Below are 18,657 nucleotides of genomic sequence, written 5' to 3'. Positions count from 1 at the left end.
GTGCGGGGCTGTCAAGTGGGTTGGCGAAAAATAGTTGAGAAAGTTGAGGCGGGTTCAGGGGGTTTTTCAAGCGGCGCCGTTCTGGGCTTTCAGCTCAGCGAGCACCTGGCGGGCGCTGGCTTCATACGCTTGGCGGAAGGCCGCTGAGTCGGTCTGAGCCAACCGGGATTGCGCACGAGAGAGCCGGGAAAAAGCTTCAAGGGCAACCTGAGTCGGCAGGTTTTGCAGGTCAGAGCGATCGGCGGTGGTTGAAGTGTTCATGGTGTTTCTCCGGGATGTGTGGTGAGGTTAGGCGGCCAGGGCGTGCTGAGCTTCCAGTTCGCGTTCCCACTTGGCCGTGGCTTCGTGTGCGAGCATCTGGCGGAAGAGCAACCAGCCCATGGGGTGACCGGTGCGGCTGGCGTGCGCGTAGTAAGAGGTGAACGTGAGGCGGTGGGTCATCGCGCGTCCCTGGATGGCGTCGCAGCGCCACACCGTGCCGTCTGGGACCACGCCCACTTGTGCGAAGTGGAACGCGGCGTTCGGATTCCGCGTGGCCGCGATCGGGAGTTCGTTGCCGTCGACGTCGGTGATGTAGGTTTTGCTGAGCGGTTCGGGTTTCATGGGTGTGGTCTCGGTGGGGTGTTGGAAGAGCCGTCCGTGGCCGGTCGAGGGTTCAAACGCTTGCCGCAGAACAGCCCATGGCAATGTTGATTGCATCGCCGACCTTGTCATACAAGGTTTCTTCTTCGTCATAGAGGAAGGCGAAAGGTGCGTCATAGAAAAGCTCATCCTTTTCCGCATCCGCTTTGACTTCGAGCTCAAATCCCCGGCCACCATCTGCCACTTTCACACTCCACCGCGAAACATTGTCAGCACCGGTTTCCATGCAGATGAAGTTGCATGCGTGGATGCAAAAATTCTTCTCCTGACGCGGCTGGTCGCGAGCAAACAACATCTCGTCCGCGACTTCATAAGCGCGGTCAGCTGCCCAATGGCTAGATATGCCCTCCTCACTCGCCAGCAAGTCGGTCAGTGCCGCCATAGCGAACTGGTCGCGGAGGTCTGCGGTGGTGTTTGTAATGGTCTTCGTGCTCATGGGTTTCTCCTGGGATTTGGGCTCCCTGTCTGGGCTCCCTGTAAGTCCAACATAGACGAAACTTCCCGCCGCGCAAGGCCGTTTTCGATCTATTTTTGCGACACGATCGGTCAGGATTTCCCTACACGATCAAGGCGCCTTCATGCGTGGCCGAGCCACGCTGCGCCACTGCTCTTCTGCTTTTCCATTCAGCGCTTTTGCTCCACCCACGCGCCCAGATCTCCCCAATGTTCAGCCGCCTTCGGCGCCTGGCTCAATGGCAAGAAGCCCCGGGAAAAGCACTCACCGCTTCGCGTGGAGTTGCACCACGGGCACCACGCGCCACCGGGGACCCATGCGCGTCATTCGTGTGTCGCTCACCACACCACGCACGTGCGCCTCTTCGCTCAATTCCGGCGCCCTCATCCCAGGTCCATAGCACGCCCAGACACGCCCACCGGCGCCCTCGATCCCGTCGCGTTCAACGGCCACCTGGCGGCAGTCGCCATCCCACGCGATGACGAACCCGCGCACGTCGATCTGCTGGCCGATCCATGATGGCCCAAGCACCTGCGCCCCAGGCGGCTCCTGCGCATGGACGGTGAGGGTGAGGCTGGTGGCCAGCGCGGCGGCGAAGAGGAAGCGGATGGATGTGGTCATGATGTAGCCCTTCGCTCAGAGCGTGTGGGGTGCGGGTGCATAGGCCGAGTCGTTTTGCGGACACCCGGTTTCGTAGCCGCGCGGGTCTTTGCGGTAGCGATCGAAGCACAGCGGTTGCAGGCCGGAGGTCGGGCCGGTCTTCGTGCCGACGTAGCGCACCAAGACCAGAGCGTGCGTGGGGTGCTGCGGATCCGTGCACGCGCTCTGGGCGGTGGTCGTGCTGACGGACGTGCCATCGACGGTGACGGCCAGCCAGGCCATGGAATGGAGGGCCTGGGCGGTGAGTTGGGCGCACGCTTCGGGCGGGACCGTGGAATAACTGGCGGACCACGCATCGTTTGGCGCGTGCACGGTGGCCGGGGCCAGGTCGAAGGTGCCCCAGGCGGTATCGACCGGTGAGATGCCCGGGGCCTGCCAGCCGTCGCGGATGCCGTTGGCTGTCGTGACCCCGGCAAAGTCGCCGGCATTGGCGAAAGCGCCATCGATGTTTTGCACGAGGGTGCTGAGGCGCGTGGTCTCGGCGGCAACCTGAGTCGTGACGCCTGCGGGTGCGGCCAATGCCCACACCGTGGCGCTGGCGGCAATCAGGATGGCAAAGGTCAGGATGGTTTCAAAGAGACCGAAGCCGCGGGTGTGGGTGCGATGCGATTGTGCGTTCATGGCGAGATGTATCTGGTCGGGATACCCTGACGATGGTCGATAAATTGTCGGTGTCAAGGTCAGGACCCGAGGGATGGTCCGCCTAGGTGTGTCAGGCAATGACGATCATGAATTGCGAATGGCCGCAACGCGGCGCGGTTTCGCCCTGCCCTTGGCATTGAACTGCGCCGGGAGGCGCCAAGGTTGCGCAACCTACGGCAAACACTTGTCCGAGTGCCCGGTCATGGGTCGGTCAAGGGGTCGGACAGCGGGAGCCCGCATGGTTGTGCGGTTTTTCAGCCATTAAAAAAGCTTGTCCGGGTGACCACCCCCAAACCTGTCGATTTCAGTCAGCAAAACGCTTTTAGAAGCGCTGTATGGCGTTACATCGACACTCGTGCTCTCTGTCCTGATATAGACCAACAGGTTTGGGGGTGGTCCGGTCGGACAAGTGACCCCCGATCCTTGGAAACCGTTGGGGCACAAGGGCTGCGGCTGTCCGGGTGGATGTCCGACCCATGACCGGGCACCCGGACACATCACCGCTCAGACACGAAAAAGGGCGGAAAACCCGCCCCTTCGCTGCACTCTTCGGATGAATCGGTTCAAAAATGAATCGCGTCGTCCAGCGCGTCGCTGCTCCATTCCTGCACATCCGGCACGCTCGGAACGAACGCCACGGGTGCCGGCTTCACGGGTGCGGCGGGCTTGCTCACGACCAGGCCCAGCCCAGACCAGGAGTGCGGCACCAACGTCCGGTCCAGCGGTTGCACGCCGGACACCCGCAGTTGCACATACCGCTCTCGCTTGCCCTTCTTGCTCGGCCCTTTGCGGCCTTCCAGATCCACACCCTGAAACACCCCACGCACGCCCACCCAGAATGCCGGCTCGCCCAGCGGTTGCTTGCCACGCTCGTCGCAATACTCGCGATAAGCGTGATAGACCGCCAGTTTGGACGTCCAGGTTCCACTGTCCGCCAACGCTTCACTGTCGTCCAGGAACGCCACGACCGGGTCGCTCTCCATGCGCTGTTGTTGCGCAAGAGCCACTACGGCAGCTGGCAGTTCGCCAAACTTGCCGCCCCGGCGGATCAACCGCTGCGCGCCGATGAGCAGCCAGTCGATGACTTGGGCCATCTCCGCGCCGTTGTCAACGATGAGCTTGTGGAAGTCTGCAATTTTCATCTCTTGCGGCACGCGCTGTGTGAACGGAAGCGTGAGGATCTTTCGCCAAAAACCGTGCTCTTGCTGGCTCACGCGCGGGAAGGCATTGGAAGCGAGGATCCACACCGCGTTCGGTCGGAAAGTGAAAGCGTCGCGGCCTTTGCGTTCCAATGGCTGCTCATCCCAGCTGAAAAGCTCTTTCAGCGTGTCCTGCATTTCGTTCGTCAGCGCCTTTGGAACTTCGGCCACGGTGGCCAGGCGAGCACCATGGAGCGCGGCTGTGCCGAAATGATCGCGCACCAGGCGGGCCAGCTTCACCGGCGCGCTGCGGCCACCCACCACGGCGGTCATGATGTGGAGCATCACGGACTTGCCATTCTCGCCTTCGCCATACATCCAGATGGATTTCTCGAAACACCGATTGATCAACACGGTGGAAAACGCTTCCTGCGCCAAGTCGCGCACGTCATCATCCGCAAAGGTGGTCGCGAGATACCGGCCAAAGTGGCTGTCCGGGCGCACCGGCTGCGGGGTGTAGACGCCACCGGCCAGTTTGCGCGGATCAAACGAGGCGCCCACGCAATACGTCACGCCATAGCGTGGATCGGGCGAGAGGCAGGTGATCACGCCCTGATCGTTGATCGACAAATACTGACCACGCAAGGGAACCAGGTTGCGCTTCGGGTCGGCCATCGGCACCGCTTTCTCATGGCCACGACCCACCAGCAGGGTCGTCAACGTGGCCGCGGCTTCCTTAGCGTTCCTGTTGTTGGCCTTGTGCGGTGCGAAGTCTTCCAGCCATTTCAACGCATCGGCTTCCAGGCCTTTCGGATCCTTGATGTGCCAGTAAGCGCTTCCGTCGGCTTCCACGGACCACCGGTAAACCGTGCAGTCGATGCGGCCATCGGCATCGCCGGTCGGACCGCCGACGCAAATGTTCGGATCCTTCGCGCGATCGAGCGAGTAGCGCAGCTCGAAACTGGGACCCTCGGGCTTTTCGACGTCAGGAACCAGTGGCGTATTCGCTTTGCTCTTGGTCTTCTTGCGTTGTTCCGCAATCGAAGTCACCGGGGCGGGTGGGTTGATGAGGGTGCCATCAATCCGACGGGCTTCCGTCAGGACCTTGACACGATCATGTTGATCGCTTAGAAATGGCATATCAGTCTCCAAACTGTTGTGGTCTCAGAAACCCAGTCCCGGCCAGGATTGGGTTTCGTCGTTTATGCGGTTTGCGTTTCGCGTTGCAGCAGTTCCAACACTGCTCGGCGCAGAAAGCAGGACTGGCTTTCCTGTCGGCGCGAAGTCACGCGCTCGACAGCCGCCTTTGTCTGAGCATCGAGCAGTGCATGCACCGGGAACTCCTTGCGGTGGATGACGGCCGGGCGACCGACGCGACGGCGAGTGATGGGGGTGTCCTTGGACATGGGTTGCTCCGGTTGTGATTTATTCTGTGCGGTAATTTGTTGTAGGACGGTTCGCATTTCAGGCAAGCCCATCCACGGATAAAAGGCTCCGCCACGCACCACTAATCGGCTGGAAAGTGGCGCCACGCTTGGGGTTGAAGGCGATGCAGAAACCTAGAAATTGTCAGGTGTTTAAGCGGCCTTGTTCTGGCTCAGGTGTTTCCCAATTGCGACGAGCTCCTGGACCTGTTCGGCGTCTTCGTCCGACATCCGCTCACACATCCACATCGGCCTTTTGGTCTCCAAATACTCACGGATCAGATCGACCTGGGTGACCACAACGAGCCGAGGAAACTGTCGCCCCTGCACAAAACCGCCGGCATGGATCTGCAAAGCGGTCATCGCGCTGCAGAGTGGATCCAGGTCGTTGGCTTGGATCGTCATGGCCGCGACGCTCTGGCTCCGGCGCAGGTGGGCCAGGATCAGTGCACCAGATCCGCAACAAGGATCCATGACATGCTGTGGTGTTTCTCCCCTCGATGGTGAGAACGCCGCGGCCCCATCCGACAGGTTGGAGGGTGTGAAGTGCTGGCACCTGGCGTCCCGATCGGCCCTTGCGGTCGCCTCCGCATGAAGCACGCCGAGCAGATCGGTCCAGGGCGGCAAGGAACAGACCGCTGTCAGATAAGCCCCCATGTCTGCCCGCCACGAATCAGCGTCAGCAAAGAGCTGGCCAATCCGTTCTTCATCGCCCAGGTCTACGTGGGCGAGGTAGCGGGCAGCGAACATCAGTTCGGGCGATCGCCCAAAGGCGGCGAGGCTGCCATAGACCAGTCGCTCGAAGTTCGCGTGCTGGCCCCCGATTCGCTTGCGCAAGGCGTGGAAGGCGGGCGTGTTGAGTTCGGGTGGAGTGAAGGGATGTTTCATGGTGGTCTCCTTGAATGTGGGCAACACTCCCCCGCCTCGCTGTCGTCAGCGATGTTTGGAAACGGGGGCGATGGAATGGGCGGAACGAGTGGGCGGAACTGCCGGGGGATCGCGACTAGCGACGCTTCTTCTGACGTATCTGTTGCTCAGGAGGTCGTTTCGATGAGGACGTCCAGGAACGGCATGCTCTCAGCGTCCACCGCAGTGATGAGCAGTTCCAGGGCCGGCCTGCCCTCGACCCAGATCCGATTCCAGATGAGGAACGCGGCCTCAGTGCCCATGAAGTGTTGCCCGGTCGCGGACCAATGGGACCAATTCCCTTTTTTCGCACGAAGGAGGTCCAGGTCCACTCTCTCGAGGAGGTCCGCCCAATCTTTCTGATTCACCGCGACGTCGAACGCATCGACGCGCTCTTGCGACCAGTGCAGGGGCGCCCCCACAAAAACCCGACACAACTCTTCGCCGCACGTGTGTGCTTCCTTCGCCGCGGCAATGTGTTCGGGGGTCCAAACTTCCGGCCGAAGGGGGTTGCAGCGTTGAGTGACTTGCCCGATCAGCTGGCAGCGTTCCTCAGTAGCGCCGGCGCCGGTGGTGACAGCTGCAAGGAGGGCCTTGCGCTGATTGGTGTCTTTGGCGGCGCTCATGCTTCTTCTCCATCGTCGTTTTGGCGTGCGGCGATGGCCACCGCTACCGTCTCGCCGCGCCACACGATCGACACGCGGCGTCCATGCCAGATTGGCCACCGGCCTGTCGTCCCGTGGCGCACCAGTTCAGCCTCGGCCGCAAGCACTTCCACGTCTGGCCGTTGAAACACCCGCGAAGCCATCAGCCACTGCTTGGCTTTGGCCAGCGTCGAGCAGCCCATGACGATGCGCCGGCTTCGTCGATCAACGACGATGTAACCGGCCGGTTTGACGGTGGCCTCCACGGCCGCCGCAGGCTGAGCTGCCCGCACAAACTCCGGCTCTGGCAGCGGTGCCGATCCAGGCGCCTGGTTGCCCCACGCGTCCCAGCCGGGCACCCCTGCCCTGGCAAACAGTTCGAGGAACCTGCACGGCCGGCCTTCCTTCGTGGTGGGAAACAGCCGCATCAGTTCGTCGTGAAACAGCGTGGGCTTCTGCGAGTGCGCCCCGCGAACCGCTGCAATGACCCCGTGGATCCGGGCGATGTAATCCGCGCCCTGGCCGGCCCGTGGGATCGGCACCCCGGTTCCACGCCGGCCCAAGAGCAGGAATTCATGCTCGGGCAGCACGGCGCTCTTCGTCGCGCAATGGGCCGGCTTCCCTGAGGGCAGCAACTTGTGCCAGACGATCGCCGTGATGAATTGGAACCCGACCCGCTCCATCCGCTTGATCGCGAAGGGCAGCTGGCTCGCCGGGGTCCACATCCCCATAATGCAGTTCGGGGCGCACACGTGGCGGACGTCGAAGTCCATCAACGCTTGGTTGCTCATCGTGGGGTAGTGCTTCGACGGGGACGCGTTGTGGTTCATGTTTTCGGTGCGACGTCCGTAAGCCACCGGGTCGTCCCGCAAAATGACGTCATAAAGCCCGTGCTGCTCAGCGAACTGGATCAGGGACGCGTTGGCTTCATCAGCCGTGGTGGCCTGGGCATGGTGCGCAAAGGCACGCGGCCGCTGGCGCACCGGCAGGACCTGAGGTGAGGCCTGGGGGTTGCGCGAGCGGCGACGGTGGGAGGCCTTGATGTTGGCAAGGCCACGGGTAGCGGCCACCGGCTCGGGTGAGCGGGCGGCCTGCGAAGTGGAAGAGGTGAAATCGGTGCTGTGGGTCATGGCTGTCTCCTTTGATGGGGAGACAGTTATAGGCCGGGTCTGACCCTTAATTCAATCGTAAGTCATTGATCTGTTAAGGTTTATTGGATTTACTGACGCACCGTGGCGAACCGTCAAAAACCGCCAGGAACCGCCAGGAACCGCCCACGCTCGGCTGCAATTATCTTTTTTCGTTCAGGTTCCCAGCAGTGCCTTGATCAAATCCTCCCGCAAGGCGGGGTCGTTTTTCACTTTCTCGATCATCGCGCGGGCTTCGCTTTTGTCTTTTTCCGGCTTCGCCGCCACGGGCAACCCCACGAGCTGACGCAACCGATCTTCGCGCTGCTGGTAGAGCGGCCGGAGGATTTCGGCCTGATCGGGGAGATAGCGCTGCGTGGCCCCGGCAACTTTGCTGCCCCCACGCCCAGCCCCGTGGTGGAGGGCGGCCCCGCTCACCAGGAGTTTGGCCGTGCGGAGCAAATCCGCTTCACTGCCTATTTCGCGGGCCAGCGATCGACGCAAGTCATGCGCCGTGATCGTGATGCCGGTGGCTTCGGCCAACGCCACCAGGACGCTCCGCGGACTGTTGATCGGCCGGCCATGCTCGCGCGACGGAAAAACGAAGGTGCCGGGTTCGTCCGGCCGCCAGAGCTCGTTGAGGCGTTTGCGTTCGACCAGGATGTCCCGCGCCCAAGGCGTGAGGGGGATGACGTCCTGCGCGCCGCTCTTCGTCGTGTCATCCGAGAGCCACACCAAGCCTTTGGTGAAGTCCACCTGGGGCCATTGCAGGAGCATCGTTTCGGTCTGCCGAGTGCCAAACAGCGTCAGGATCAAATAGAAGTCGATGAGCACGGACAGATGGGGTTTGATCGCTTTGCTGCGCGGGTCGGGCCGGTTCGCGAGCACGGCCGGATCGTGCGCGGCGGTCTGCATCGCCAGCAAAGCTTTCAGCCAGACAATGTGCGCATCCTGCGTTGTATCGAGCGCCTTCTCCACACGCTTGTCGCCCGGCCAATCGCTGTTATGGGATTGGCGCCAGGTTTGAATCGGGCCTTCTTCCCGCAGCACGCCCAGTTTCAGCTGCTTGGCCGCTCGCCACCACGCCCCATCGAGGTGCACATAGATCTTGTCCATCGTGCCTTTGCTCACGGACTTCGGACCCCACGTGAGCGCCGTTTTCTTGCCGGCTGCCAGATGCAACAGCGGGGTGAGGCTCTCGGCCACTTGGGCCTCGGTCAGCTGGACGATGGACACGCGCCACATGGGCGAGCCGGTGAGCCACCGCTGGACTTTGATCCGATCCTCGGTCGACGAGTCCCGCAATTTCGGATCGACCTTGCGGCGCTTGCCCACGCCGATGTCCAAGCGCCCGTCGTCGCCCAGCTTCGTCTTGTGCTTGCGCTTGTATTCGATGAAGTTCTGCATCGCCACCTCGACCGTCAGGCGCCGCTGGTCTTCCGCACGCAGGGTTTCGTCGCGGTGGTCAGCAATCAACCGCTGCGGATCATGCCCCTGGTCGTATGACAACTGCCACGCCCTGGCCCGTTGCCGTGCCAGCGCCAAGCTCATCACGTCGGCGCTGCTCATTTTCACGCGCCGGGATTTGCCACCCCACTTGCGCCGGAAGGCCCACGTTTTCGTCGAGCGGTGGATGCGCAGGATCAACCCCGACACGCCAGTTTTACCCCCATCGCGCACGGTCCACTCGGTCTCATCCGGTGGCGTTTTTTCGTAGAGGTATTGGCCCGTCTTGGACACACCCACGATCCTGTTCTCGAAGGTCAGACTGTCGACGAGTTTTTGCGAAAGTTCGAGTTGAACGGCCATCGTGGCTCCCCGGCTTGGCGAATGCTGCGGCCCCGACGATACTCCCATTTGCGGCCCCCGTGCGGCCCCCTTCACCACGGTTCCTGGCGGTTCCTGGCGGTTCATTCAGCCAAATCCGCCCCACCCGGCAGTCCGCCTGTCCTCTCGAATTCACGTTTTGCTCTCGCCCAGGTCGCATGAGCGCTGGCGCCAAGCGTGGCGCGGCGAGACGGTCAAATCAGTGCTTGACGAAACAGGTCGATTCCGCTTTAATTGACGGCTCAACCCAGTTCATCGGCCGGGTAGCTCAGTTGGTAGAGCAGGGGATTGAAAATCCCCGTGTCGGCGGTTCGATTCCGTCCTCGGCCACCATGTTGCAAACTCAAGCTGTCCTGAGTTGTCCAGTAAAGCCCGCAGAGATGCGGGTTTTCTGCTATCTGCGGTCCACCACTGTCCGAGATCGCCCCTGGCGATCCGGTGATCCATGGCGGTAACAATGACGTTAACCGGCCCACGGCCAAACCCGTTACTGTCATGCCACTTACTGACGCAGCCATCCGTAAGGCAAAGCCCATAGACAAGCCCATCAAGCATACCGATGGCGGTGGCCTGTACCTACTCTTGCGCCCCGATGGCGCGTGCTGATGGCGCATGGACAATCGCCGCCCCATCACTGGCAAGCACAACACATTTAGTCTCGGCGTTTACCCCCTATGCCGGTTTGGCCGATGCCCGCGCGAAGCGCGATAAAGCTCGCAAGCTGCTGGCAGCGGGAACCGACCCCGGAAAGGCTGAAAGGGCAGCGGACATGGAACAGGCCACGAACAGCTTTGAGGTCGTGGCCGTGGGTGGTTCCGAGTGAGGTGCAGCGACCTTGCCTAAGCAACTGGCCACCGTCACACGAGCATTCAGCAGCCCATCTTCACGCACTGGTACGAAGAATATAGGGAGCGACGCTCCCCCACCTTGGAGGGGCGCGGCAGACTGGAGTTCGCCGCCCATTGATTTGAGCTCAATGGCGCGCGCATACTTGCACAAGAAAGTAGTAGTCAATTGCCGCACGAGGGGAAGCGTATGGGCAAGGCTGCACACCTAACTTTCCATGATCCAGACGGAAATAGATTTCCGCTCTCAGTGGACGAAGACGGGACTTGGTCCACTGATGACCAGTATCCCTGCCTGGACATGCATAAAACCGGCACGTGGCGAACTGTCGCTGAAGAGACACAGATTGATGTCGGCAGCGGAACGATCGACTGCGATAAGTTCACTTTAGATGCGGATAAAAGTGGCCGAGATCTCGGCGCAATCTTTCCTGATATGCGCACAGGCGAAGCCCACATCGATTTCGTCACCGAATAGCCGTCGCTCCGATCATAGAAAAATTGCCGTAAAGTCATTCGTCCATCTCGTATGGCTAAGGGGGAACACCTATGTTTCGCGCCAATTTTTTGCTATTCGCATTTGCGAGTTCTTCGATCTTGTTGTTCGGGTGCGGAAAAAAAGGCCCCGATAATCCGTCGGGCTCTCAGTCCACCTTAAGCGATGAATCCAGCTATGCATTGGCATGGAGGAATCGCCAAGTGCCAGTTCCAGCATCGACCGTAGGTCGTACCGTTCGGGATATTTTTGGCGAGGAGGTGGATGAATATCCACCTGAGGGTGTCGTACTCGGCCAAGGTTGGAACAGGGGTTTCGGGACTCGAACTCTGAATCAATGCGTCGTCGGCAGTGAGCAAACGCAGCAGGGCGGCTCAGCCACCATTGAGTACCACTACGTCTTCGACTCAGAACAGTTACAAAGTCTGCTCAGTGTTTCTGCGCACGGAGGATACGGCGTCGGCGCCTTCGGCGCGCATGCGTCTTCAAACTACACGACGTGGAACACGAATGACCGAACCACAACGCATATTCTTGGTCTTGCACATGTTGACAAGGGGGCCAGCTTCATCACGGACGGCAAGGTGCCACTGAGACTCACAAATACTGCGAGAGCCATTCTTGACAGCGATCCGTTGGAAGGCCCTAAACGCTTTCTTCAGGCATGCGGCGATGGATTTGTTTCTAGTATCCGCATCGGCGGCCAGCTGAGCTATCTCTTTGATCAGCGCACCCTAAATAACACTGATGGAAAATCCTTCACTTTAAGCGCCTCGGCTTCGGGTTGGGGTGCGAGCGGCGGCGTGGACATTACGACTAAAGAAATAAAAACCTTGGCTGCAGACAATTTCGATATTCACGTCTTTCAAAGCGGCGGCGATCTCAATATCCCAATGAACATGGCCGCCGCCATTTCCCACATAGAGTCATACGCGAACTTCGCTCCAACGCAAGCAGTTCCATATAAGATCGTCGTTACGCCTTATTTAGTTGTAGCTCCGTCTGCCAACCTCGTCGATACGCACTCCGATGACATTCGCTCCCTTTCTGCGTCCATCGCCAGGACCAAGAAATTAGAGAATGTCTATAATGCCGCACTGAGAGACCCCGCTTCATTCTATCTACCCTATTCGACTATTCCAGATCTGTCAAATGACTACACAGCTCTATCAACCATTCGACGCTGTCTTGAGCAGATTATTCTCCAGTGTCGTGAAACAGGCGAATGTGACTTCACGGCGCTTTCCAAAAGCACCGTGCCACAGCTCTGCCCAGCGTCGGCTCTGACAGGGGGTCGAAACAGCATCGCCTACACGCCAGAGCAACTCACACGCATCCTGGCCATGCTTCCCGGAAGCGATGTAGCGAGAGGCTCGAAGCTCATGGAAATACTTCAAAAACAAGCTCGAAATGCTGATGCGGGCAGCGATGGGCAGTCTTTGGCGCGAGGCGACTTTGGGAAGGTATTGAAGGGACCTTGGACTGTTTTGAACAATGAGGTTACATGGACGCTGAAGTCCGCCGGCACTCCTCCGGAAGCTCTTCGCGAGCTCAATCACGCGATGAGCCCCGATGGGTACGCCCTCACGTACTATGACTATTTGGCTCGAGCGCCCTTCAGGAAAGACAACGTCGACTGGAATGCCGACGAATTGGGCATGGCGGTTGCGCTTTGTCTAAAGCGGAATGCTATGCAAGGTGTGGCGAATGGAGATTGTGGCAGCCCGCAGGGATTCGCCGTTGATACCCCCTCGGATAATGCAGAAAAATCGGACAATTGCTCTTCTTTGTTTTGTCGTAGGAAAAATACGATTCTCGGATGGATAAAATACGGGCGAATATTCCCCGAGTCATCAGGTGCGTGCGAAGCAAACGAAAATGGCGTCTTGTGTGCCGATGTGAGCTGGCTACAAGCGTACGTCATCGATCCGTTAAAAGACCCGGTCATGGACAAAACGCGCAACTTCAATTCGTCGACATCTATGCCTCGCCCCACGCAACCTAGACCGTTCCCGCGCAATGGTGGCATCTGCGGTTACCCGGATAGGGCGCGTCATTGCCCGACATGATGGCAGGAGACAATCAAACTTCCGATTACTTTCACGGCAGTGATCACTGTATGCCAACAAGTAAATTGCAACGCTATGCGACCTGTGAGAAGTCTTTTCGTCGCGGCTTGCAGCAATTTGCAATTGCTATAACTTAGAGCTACTTCGGCAATCACCTGACTTAACAGCTCCAGCTCATTCGCCGCGGCCTCCGCCGTTAGGCGATCTGCAGCCAGCAAGGTCCACTTCGCCGGTACGAAAGCCGGTCGGCGTTCGGGCAACACCATGCCCGGCCAATCGAGCAGCAGGAGGCTTTCACCGCCCAGGTTTGTGATCGAGCGGATGCCGAAACCCGTCCAATCTCCTTCGGATGGGGGATTGGACTACAAACCACTGTGCTACTCAAAGGTGGGGGAACGTCGCCCCATACCACGTTCGCCTACGGCGGGCGGTGCTACATTCGGGTCTCGACCACCGACGAAAAGGGGATGCACCGATGAAACGTCTTGGATCTACCGTTCGGCAAGCCATGCTCGCGGGGTTGATGGCTACCGCTTTCGCCGGACCTGCCTTCGCGCAACAGCAGCTCAATACCGGACTGGGCAGCACCTGGCCCACCGACACGCCGGACGTGAGCCTCGCACCCGGCTTCCACGCCTACGTCTGGGTCAAGTCCGGCGTGAAATACGTGCAGATCAACGATGCGGCCGGCAACGTCCTGGTGGCCGTGGCGACGGCCAACGGCATCTTCCTGCCCCTGCCCATGGGACGCAGCGCGAAATTGCTGCAGACGCCTCAGGACGGCACGACGGCCACCGGCGGCGCCGCAGGAGTCGCGATCTACCAGGACGGTTCGGTCCAGATCACCGCCATGCCGCAGGACGACGGGGCGATGGTGTTCAAGGCGGAGGCGACCTGCACCAACCCGGTCGAATGCACCACGCACGTCAACTAAAATTAGGCATCGCCCCGCGGGTGGCGCGCTCGAACGGCGCCACCCGCTGCGGCTGGCTGGCGCAGGGTTCGCGCAACAGGACGCTGATGCATTCGCCGTGCGCCGAAGAACGCACGTGCGTCACCCCCTCGTAGAGCGCCGCACGGTCGCGGATCGCCTCGACGCCCAGGCCGGTGGCCGCCAGCCGCTGCGCCAGCGATTCCCCGCGGATCTGCAATCCGGGATCGTCGGAGAACAGCGCATCGATCCGGACCACCACCCACTGCCATCCGTCGCGCTGGCCATGGCGCAGGTACACGGTGACGTCCTGCACGCTGTGCCTGGCGCACAGGTAGCTGGCCCCCTCGCACACCAGGCGGTGCAGCGTGAGCTGGAGCGGCTCCGACAATTGCTGGATGGCGCCGCGCATCTGGCACCAGTAGCCGATGCGATGGGCGTTCAGCGCCCGAGCCAGGCCGCCGTGGCGCAACGCCGCGACCAGGCCGTACTCGCGCAGGGAGGCCGGATACAGGCCGTCGGCCAGTTGGAACAACTGCTCGCGCGTCAACGTGGTGCGGCGGCGCAGTTCACGGGTATCGATCAGGGGCCGGTATTCCCGCAGGCGGTCGAACAGCAGTTCCTCCGTGGCGTGCACCGTGCTGCTGACCGACTCGACCCCCAGCGCGCCCTGGCGCAACTGGGCTTCGCACTGCGCCTGGATCCGCCGGGCCAGGGCCAGCGGATGCCCTCCCCGCCCTTCCGGGCCCGCCTGCCGGCGCAGCACCGCGATCCTTCCGCCGAACAGCAGCATGGAACTGGCCGCGAATGCCACGAGCACCTCGGCACGCAGCGTCGTCGGGTCGTAGAGCGCCGGCATCGTCAGGGACACCGACACGCTCGCGGCGGTGACGCCGATGGCCGCACCGTACCAGCCATGGCGAAGGGCCAGCCAGACCACGGGCGCGAACATCAGCAGGCGCGCAAGCGACCGCGAGCTTTCGCCCGGAGCCGCGAGCCCCAGCCAGACCAGCATGGCCAGCGCGGGCAGCACGAAGGTCGCCGTTTCCAATGCGAGCGGGCTCTGCATCGCGCGCGCGAACCCGGCCCGCGGCTTCGCCATCCACTTCGCGCGCTGCTCCCAGGCCAGGAGCACCAGGGGGACCAGCGTGAGGATGCCGAGGTAGTTGCCGATGAACCAGCGCGCAGCCTCGACGCCGTAATCGATCGGCTCAAGGGAGGCCGGAACGCGCGCGGTCGACAGCGTGACCACATAGGCCAGCGTCCAGACCGCGGACACCGCCAACGTGCACGCCATGACCGCGCCCACGCGCACCGGCCCCGTGGCAGGCACCATCTTCAGGTGCTCGCGGCCGAACCGCACGATGGGCATCGCCAAGCCCAGCGGCGGCACCAGCATCAGCGCGGACCAGACCCAGCCGAAGTCCCCAAGGCAGGAAAGGCTTGCATAGCCCACCGGCCCCATCTCGCCGGCCAGCAGCGCCGGCCAGTAGCGGTAGGGCACCAGCAGCAGCACCGCGAAGCGATAGCCGGCGAACAGTATCCAGTGCGACCACGATACCTGCCGCAGCAACACGTAACCCAAGGCATAAGCCGCGGCGATCGCACCATGCCGCAGCCATACGTTCCATCGTGATCCTTGATTCATCCGCAGACCCCTAGACGATCGGATATCCCCCGGCCTCGCCGAGGCTGGCAAAGCCCACACGCGCGATCATGCCCGCGAAACGGTAAAGAAACTGCGACGTCACACACGGAGCAGCCTGCCCGGGAAGACTCTGCCGCCCCGATGGTCCTACACCGCCACCTTCATCGCAACGCTTGGCGCATCGACCAGACGCTCCCGTATGGATGCCGTAGCGGCAGGCCCGGGGTCGCATGCCGCCGCCGTTCCGCGCTCCGGCAGGGCCGCCGGCCGCGGCGAGCGGGGATCGCCCCGTTCATCTTCCATCGCTGCGTCCCGCCTGGAGCGCAGGTACGTCCTGTCCGGAGCACAGGGGATGCGCTCGACTGCGCCGTACGCACAGCGGGAAGTCGCGCACGGAGAGCCTGCGACGTGCCTGCGCGAAAGCCATCGGGCGCCTCGCGAAGGGACGACTGTTCATGGGGCACTCACCAAGCTGCAATACGCCTGTGCAAGCATCCGCGGACTGACAAAGACATGGGTATCACCATGCTTAGGGATAGCACGGCTTGTCAGGGGGATCGCGGTTGGTTGTGGGCGTATCGAAAAATACGAAGTTGGTTCTGCTCGCCGGTGACGGCGGCTTTTCGCGCCACCTTGTACGTCGTGTTCGGTTCGACCGGAACGTTTCTCAGCCATCACCGGCAACGGAAGTCGCGCATCACGCGCGTTTCGCCGGATGACTGAGCGCGGCCGCGTTCAGGCGGCGACGGAAGCCCGTACGTAGTTGGCAAGCTCGATCGCCGAGGTCGGGCCGGGCAGTTCGACGCTGACGCTGCGGCCCGAGCGCAGGTGCTCGTCGCGGGCCACCTCGCGCGCCAGCCGGATCGCCGGGCCGAGCCGCAACTGGCTGAACAGGGTGATCGAACCGCGGCAGACGCTCCATTGCCCTCCGGCGCATTCCTTGAGCGAGAACACGATCTTCATGTAACCCGATCCCGATGCATTGATCGCGTGCATGGTGCGCCGGAGCGTGCCTGCGGCGTAGCGGCTGGCGGCTTCTCGTCGTGTAGTCCTTCCCCTATAGCGATTCGGTGCACCGACTGTCGGCGCCCCTGCGGCCGCGCGCCGGGCCACGCCCTTTTCCGCCATCGTCGCGCCGCAAAGCGATAACCGGCCGGTCACCCGCCGTCGCCAGGATATGCGCGCACTCCCCGGGACCGCTGCCGTGTTGGCTCAGTACGTGTATCCATCCAAGCTCGGGCTGTTCCGCATCGTGCGGCACGGCCATCGCTGGCGCAGCCTGCTCGGCGAACGCGAACAGGGCCGGCACGACACGGCCGAATCGGCACTGGACGACCTGCTCGGCGCATGGCCGGCGGCCCGGCTGCCCAGCCAGCTCAATCGTTGGCGATACCTGCCCGGCCCCGCCGCGGCACCCGCGCGGCGCGCGCACAAGGCCATGCCCGGGTGGCGCCTGGCCGGCTGAGGCCGGCCTCGCCGCTTTTCAGCCCGCAGGCTGGCTCGCCGCCGTGTCCGCCGCGTCGGCATGCAGGTGGTCCAGGATGCCCTGGGCCATTTCGTGGATGCCGAGCACTACCAGGTTGGCGCCCTGCTCGCGCAGGTGTGCCGCGCCGGCGTCGGTGTTGGCGCGCGCCACGATGTCCAGTTGCGGATTGGCCAGGCGTGCCACGCGCACGATCTCGCCCGCCTCGAACGCGTCGGGCACGGCGACCACCAGCGAGCGCGCCCCGGGCAGGTTGACCAGGGCCAGCACCTCGTCCTTGGCGGCATTGCCGCTCACCGTCTCGAAGCCCTGCTCGCGCAACTGCGCCACCCGCTCCTTTTCCATTTCCACCACCAGCAGCGGCCCGCCCGCCTGGTGCAGCTTCGCGCAGACCAGTTGCCCGACCCGGCCGTAGCCGATCACCACCACGTGACCGGACAGGTCGGTCGGCGCCGCCACCGCGTCGGGCGCCTCGGCCGGCTGGCCGCCGGGCTCGCCCGCCGCCTTGCGCTGCGATTCGCGCTCGTCCAGCCTCGGCATGGCCCGGTCGAGCAGCATGAACAGCAGCGGATTGAGCAGGATCGAGACGATCGCCGCGGCCAGCAGCACGTCCTGCGCCTCCTTCGAGACCATGCCCTGGGCGACGCCCACGCCGATCAGGATGAACGAGAATTCGCCGATCTGCGCCAGGCTGGTGGAGATCGTCAATGCGGTGCGCAGGGGGCGCCCGAAGGCCAGCACGATGCCCAGCGCCGCCAGCGACTTGCCGATCACGATGATCGCCAGCGCCGCCAGCACCACCCACGGGTCGGTCAGCACGATCTGGTAGTTGAACAGCATGCCGATCGAGACGAAGAACAGCACCGCGAAGGCATCGCGCAGCGGCAGCGTCTCCTCGGCGGCGCGCTGCGCCAGCTTCGACTCGCCCATCATCATGCCGGCGAAGAAGGCGCCCAGCTCGAACGACACGCCGAACAGCCCCGCCGCGCCGAACGCCACGCCCAGCGCGATCGCCAGCACCGCCAGCCGGAACAGCTCGCGCGAGCCGGTCTGCGCGACCACCTTGAGCGTCCACGGGATCAGCCGCTTGCCGACCACCAGCATCAGCGCGACGAACAGCGCGACCTTGCCGATGGTGATCCCGAGCGTGCCGGCCACCTGGCCGACGCTGAGCCCGTTGCCGCCCGCCAGGGCGTTGCCGATCGCCGGCAGCAGCACCAGCGCCAGCACCATCGCCAGGTCCTCGACGATCAGCCAGCCCACCGCGATGCGGCCGCGCTCGGTCTCCATCAGCCGGCGCTCCTCCATCGCGCGCAGCAGCACCACCGTACTCGCCACCGACAGCGCCAGGCCGAACACGAAGCTCTGCGCGAACGGCCAGCCCAGGGCCCAGCCGAGCAGCACGCCGAGCACGGTCGCCACCGCCATCTGCCCGACCGCGCCGGGGATCGCGATGCTCTTCACCGAGAGCAGGTCCTTCAGCGAGAAATGCAGGCCGACGCCGAACATCAGCAGCACCACGCCGAGCTCGGCGAGCTGGTGGGCGAGATGGCCGTCGGCCACGTAGCCCGGCGTGAACGGCCCGACCACCACGCCGGCCAGCAGGTAGCCGGCCAGCGCCGGCAGCTTGAGCCGGTGGGCGAGCGCGGCGAACAGGAAGGCCAGCACAATGCCGCTGACGAGGGTGGCAATGAGCGGGGCGTCGTGCATGGCGCGGTCC

18 protein-coding genes, 1 tRNA gene and 1 pseudogene are annotated in these 18,657 nt (G+C 62.7%); 6 read left to right on the top strand and 14 right to left on the bottom strand.

Going from position 1 to position 18,657, the window contains the following annotated elements:
- Positions 1-66: 66 nt before the first annotated feature.
- The 11 genes from ASG87_RS20060 to ASG87_RS10195 all read right to left on the bottom strand — a co-directional run bounded on the left by ASG87_RS20060 (position 67) and on the right by ASG87_RS10195 (position 9,447).
- Positions 67-261: a hypothetical protein gene (locus tag ASG87_RS20060; protein WP_157511016.1), complete on the bottom strand. Its 195-nt coding sequence runs from the start codon at positions 259-261 to the stop codon at positions 67-69.
- Positions 262-288: 27 nt separating this feature from the next.
- Positions 289-603, bottom strand: a complete 315-nt coding sequence (locus ASG87_RS10240) for a hypothetical protein (RefSeq protein ID WP_056004635.1) — start codon at positions 601-603, stop codon at positions 289-291.
- A 52-nt stretch (positions 604-655) separates the two neighbouring features.
- Positions 656-1,078, bottom strand: coding sequence for a hypothetical protein (locus ASG87_RS10235; RefSeq protein WP_056004633.1), 423 nt, complete (start codon positions 1,076-1,078; stop codon positions 656-658).
- A 282-nt stretch (positions 1,079-1,360) separates the two neighbouring features.
- A complete protein-coding gene (locus ASG87_RS10230; protein WP_056004631.1) occupies positions 1,361-1,717 on the bottom strand; it encodes a hypothetical protein in 357 nt (118 codons plus the stop codon).
- Positions 1,718-1,732: 15 nt separating this feature from the next.
- Positions 1,733-2,377 (bottom strand): type 4 pilus major pilin, encoded by a 645-nt coding sequence (locus ASG87_RS10225; protein ID WP_056004629.1) that lies wholly within the window; start codon positions 2,375-2,377, stop codon positions 1,733-1,735.
- Positions 2,378-2,961: 584 nt separating this feature from the next.
- On the bottom strand, positions 2,962-4,677 hold the full coding sequence (locus ASG87_RS10220) for a phage/plasmid primase, P4 family (protein ID WP_082582898.1): 1,716 nt from the start codon (positions 4,675-4,677) through the stop codon (positions 2,962-2,964).
- A 62-nt stretch (positions 4,678-4,739) separates the two neighbouring features.
- A complete protein-coding gene (locus ASG87_RS20055; RefSeq protein WP_157511015.1) occupies positions 4,740-4,943 on the bottom strand; it encodes a hypothetical protein in 204 nt (67 codons plus the stop codon).
- A gap of 171 nt (positions 4,944-5,114) precedes the next feature.
- On the bottom strand, positions 5,115-5,849 hold the full coding sequence (locus ASG87_RS10210; protein ID WP_157511014.1) for a hypothetical protein: 735 nt from the start codon (positions 5,847-5,849) through the stop codon (positions 5,115-5,117).
- A 146-nt stretch (positions 5,850-5,995) separates the two neighbouring features.
- Positions 5,996-6,493, bottom strand: a complete 498-nt coding sequence (locus tag ASG87_RS10205) for a hypothetical protein (protein WP_056004621.1) — start codon at positions 6,491-6,493, stop codon at positions 5,996-5,998.
- Positions 6,490-7,641: an MT-A70 family methyltransferase gene (locus tag ASG87_RS10200; RefSeq protein ID WP_056004620.1), complete on the bottom strand. Its 1,152-nt coding sequence runs from the start codon at positions 7,639-7,641 to the stop codon at positions 6,490-6,492. The genes ASG87_RS10205 and ASG87_RS10200 overlap by 4 nt, the downstream gene beginning before the upstream one ends.
- A gap of 174 nt (positions 7,642-7,815) precedes the next feature.
- Entirely contained in the window at positions 7,816-9,447 is a 1,632-nt protein-coding gene (locus ASG87_RS10195; protein ID WP_056004618.1) for an integrase family protein, read from the bottom strand.
- 275 nt (positions 9,448-9,722) lie between these two features.
- Here ASG87_RS10195 and ASG87_RS10190 point away from each other — a divergent pair.
- The 5 genes and pseudogenes from ASG87_RS10190 to ASG87_RS10185 all read left to right on the top strand — a co-directional run bounded on the left by ASG87_RS10190 (position 9,723) and on the right by ASG87_RS10185 (position 13,809).
- Positions 9,723-9,798 (top strand) — tRNA-Phe (locus ASG87_RS10190).
- 162 nt (positions 9,799-9,960) lie between these two features.
- Positions 9,961-10,270 (top strand): annotated as a pseudogene (locus tag ASG87_RS20915) (Arm DNA-binding domain-containing protein); the annotation flags it as partial.
- 230 nt (positions 10,271-10,500) lie between these two features.
- On the top strand, positions 10,501-10,788 hold the full coding sequence (locus ASG87_RS20050) for a hypothetical protein (protein WP_157511013.1): 288 nt from the start codon (positions 10,501-10,503) through the stop codon (positions 10,786-10,788).
- A 71-nt stretch (positions 10,789-10,859) separates the two neighbouring features.
- Positions 10,860-12,875: a hypothetical protein gene (locus tag ASG87_RS20045; protein WP_157511012.1), complete on the top strand. Its 2,016-nt coding sequence runs from the start codon at positions 10,860-10,862 to the stop codon at positions 12,873-12,875.
- 523 nt (positions 12,876-13,398) lie between these two features.
- The gene (locus ASG87_RS10185) at positions 13,399-13,809 is read left to right on the top strand and encodes a hypothetical protein (protein WP_056004615.1); all 411 of its coding nucleotides are present in this window, start codon (positions 13,399-13,401) and stop codon (positions 13,807-13,809) included.
- Here ASG87_RS10185 and ASG87_RS10180 read toward each other — a convergent pair.
- Positions 13,802-15,391 (bottom strand): MASE1 domain-containing protein, encoded by a 1,590-nt coding sequence (locus tag ASG87_RS10180; RefSeq protein ID WP_056004613.1) that lies wholly within the window; start codon positions 15,389-15,391, stop codon positions 13,802-13,804. The two genes, ASG87_RS10185 and ASG87_RS10180, sit on opposite strands and share 8 nt — an antisense overlap.
- A gap of 798 nt (positions 15,392-16,189) precedes the next feature.
- Positions 16,190-16,417: a hypothetical protein gene (locus ASG87_RS10175; RefSeq protein WP_056004611.1), complete on the bottom strand. Its 228-nt coding sequence runs from the start codon at positions 16,415-16,417 to the stop codon at positions 16,190-16,192.
- 241 nt (positions 16,418-16,658) lie between these two features.
- Here ASG87_RS10175 and ASG87_RS10170 point away from each other — a divergent pair, with 241 nt between their 5' ends.
- Positions 16,659-16,919: a hypothetical protein gene (locus ASG87_RS10170; RefSeq protein WP_056004609.1), complete on the top strand. Its 261-nt coding sequence runs from the start codon at positions 16,659-16,661 to the stop codon at positions 16,917-16,919.
- 18 nt (positions 16,920-16,937) lie between these two features.
- On the opposite strand, the gene ybaL is transcribed toward ASG87_RS10170, so the two are convergent.
- Positions 16,938-18,647: a YbaL family putative K(+) efflux transporter gene (gene ybaL / locus ASG87_RS10165; RefSeq protein ID WP_056004607.1), complete on the bottom strand. Its 1,710-nt coding sequence runs from the start codon at positions 18,645-18,647 to the stop codon at positions 16,938-16,940.
- Positions 18,648-18,657: the final 10 nt, after the last annotated feature.

Source organism: Frateuria sp. Soil773, from assembly GCF_001428405.1.
Taxonomy (GTDB): domain Bacteria; phylum Pseudomonadota; class Gammaproteobacteria; order Xanthomonadales; family Rhodanobacteraceae; genus LMSL01.
This window is presented reverse-complemented; position numbering and strand designations above follow the sequence as displayed.

What these genes read in the sequence shown, in the direction of transcription:
- ASG87_RS20060 (WP_157511016.1), bottom strand. Translation starts at nt 261, where the DNA reads ATGAACACTTCAACCACCGCCGATCGCTCTGACCTGCAAAACCTGCCG.
- ASG87_RS10240 (WP_056004635.1), bottom strand. Translation starts at nt 603, where the DNA reads ATGAAACCCGAACCGCTCAGCAAAACCTACATCACCGACGTCGACGGC.
- ASG87_RS10235 (WP_056004633.1), bottom strand. Translation starts at nt 1,078, where the DNA reads ATGAGCACGAAGACCATTACAAACACCACCGCAGACCTCCGCGACCAG.
- ASG87_RS10230 (WP_056004631.1), bottom strand. Translation starts at nt 1,717, where the DNA reads ATGACCACATCCATCCGCTTCCTCTTCGCCGCCGCGCTGGCCACCAGC.
- ASG87_RS10225 (WP_056004629.1), bottom strand. Translation starts at nt 2,377, where the DNA reads ATGAACGCACAATCGCATCGCACCCACACCCGCGGCTTCGGTCTCTTT.
- ASG87_RS10220 (WP_082582898.1), bottom strand. Translation starts at nt 4,677, where the DNA reads ATGCCATTTCTAAGCGATCAACATGATCGTGTCAAGGTCCTGACGGAA.
- ASG87_RS20055 (WP_157511015.1), bottom strand. Translation starts at nt 4,943, where the DNA reads ATGTCCAAGGACACCCCCATCACTCGCCGTCGCGTCGGTCGCCCGGCC.
- ASG87_RS10210 (WP_157511014.1), bottom strand. Translation starts at nt 5,849, where the DNA reads ATGAAACATCCCTTCACTCCACCCGAACTCAACACGCCCGCCTTCCAC.
- ASG87_RS10205 (WP_056004621.1), bottom strand. Translation starts at nt 6,493, where the DNA reads ATGAGCGCCGCCAAAGACACCAATCAGCGCAAGGCCCTCCTTGCAGCT.
- ASG87_RS10200 (WP_056004620.1), bottom strand. Translation starts at nt 7,641, where the DNA reads ATGACCCACAGCACCGATTTCACCTCTTCCACTTCGCAGGCCGCCCGC.
- ASG87_RS10195 (WP_056004618.1), bottom strand. Translation starts at nt 9,447, where the DNA reads ATGGCCGTTCAACTCGAACTTTCGCAAAAACTCGTCGACAGTCTGACC.
- ASG87_RS20050 (WP_157511013.1), top strand. Translation starts at nt 10,501, where the DNA reads ATGGGCAAGGCTGCACACCTAACTTTCCATGATCCAGACGGAAATAGA.
- ASG87_RS20045 (WP_157511012.1), top strand. Translation starts at nt 10,860, where the DNA reads ATGTTTCGCGCCAATTTTTTGCTATTCGCATTTGCGAGTTCTTCGATC.
- ASG87_RS10185 (WP_056004615.1), top strand. Translation starts at nt 13,399, where the DNA reads ATGGCTACCGCTTTCGCCGGACCTGCCTTCGCGCAACAGCAGCTCAAT.
- ASG87_RS10175 (WP_056004611.1), bottom strand. Translation starts at nt 16,417, where the DNA reads ATGAAGATCGTGTTCTCGCTCAAGGAATGCGCCGGAGGGCAATGGAGC.
- ybaL (WP_056004607.1), bottom strand. Translation starts at nt 18,647, where the DNA reads ATGCACGACGCCCCGCTCATTGCCACCCTCGTCAGCGGCATTGTGCTG.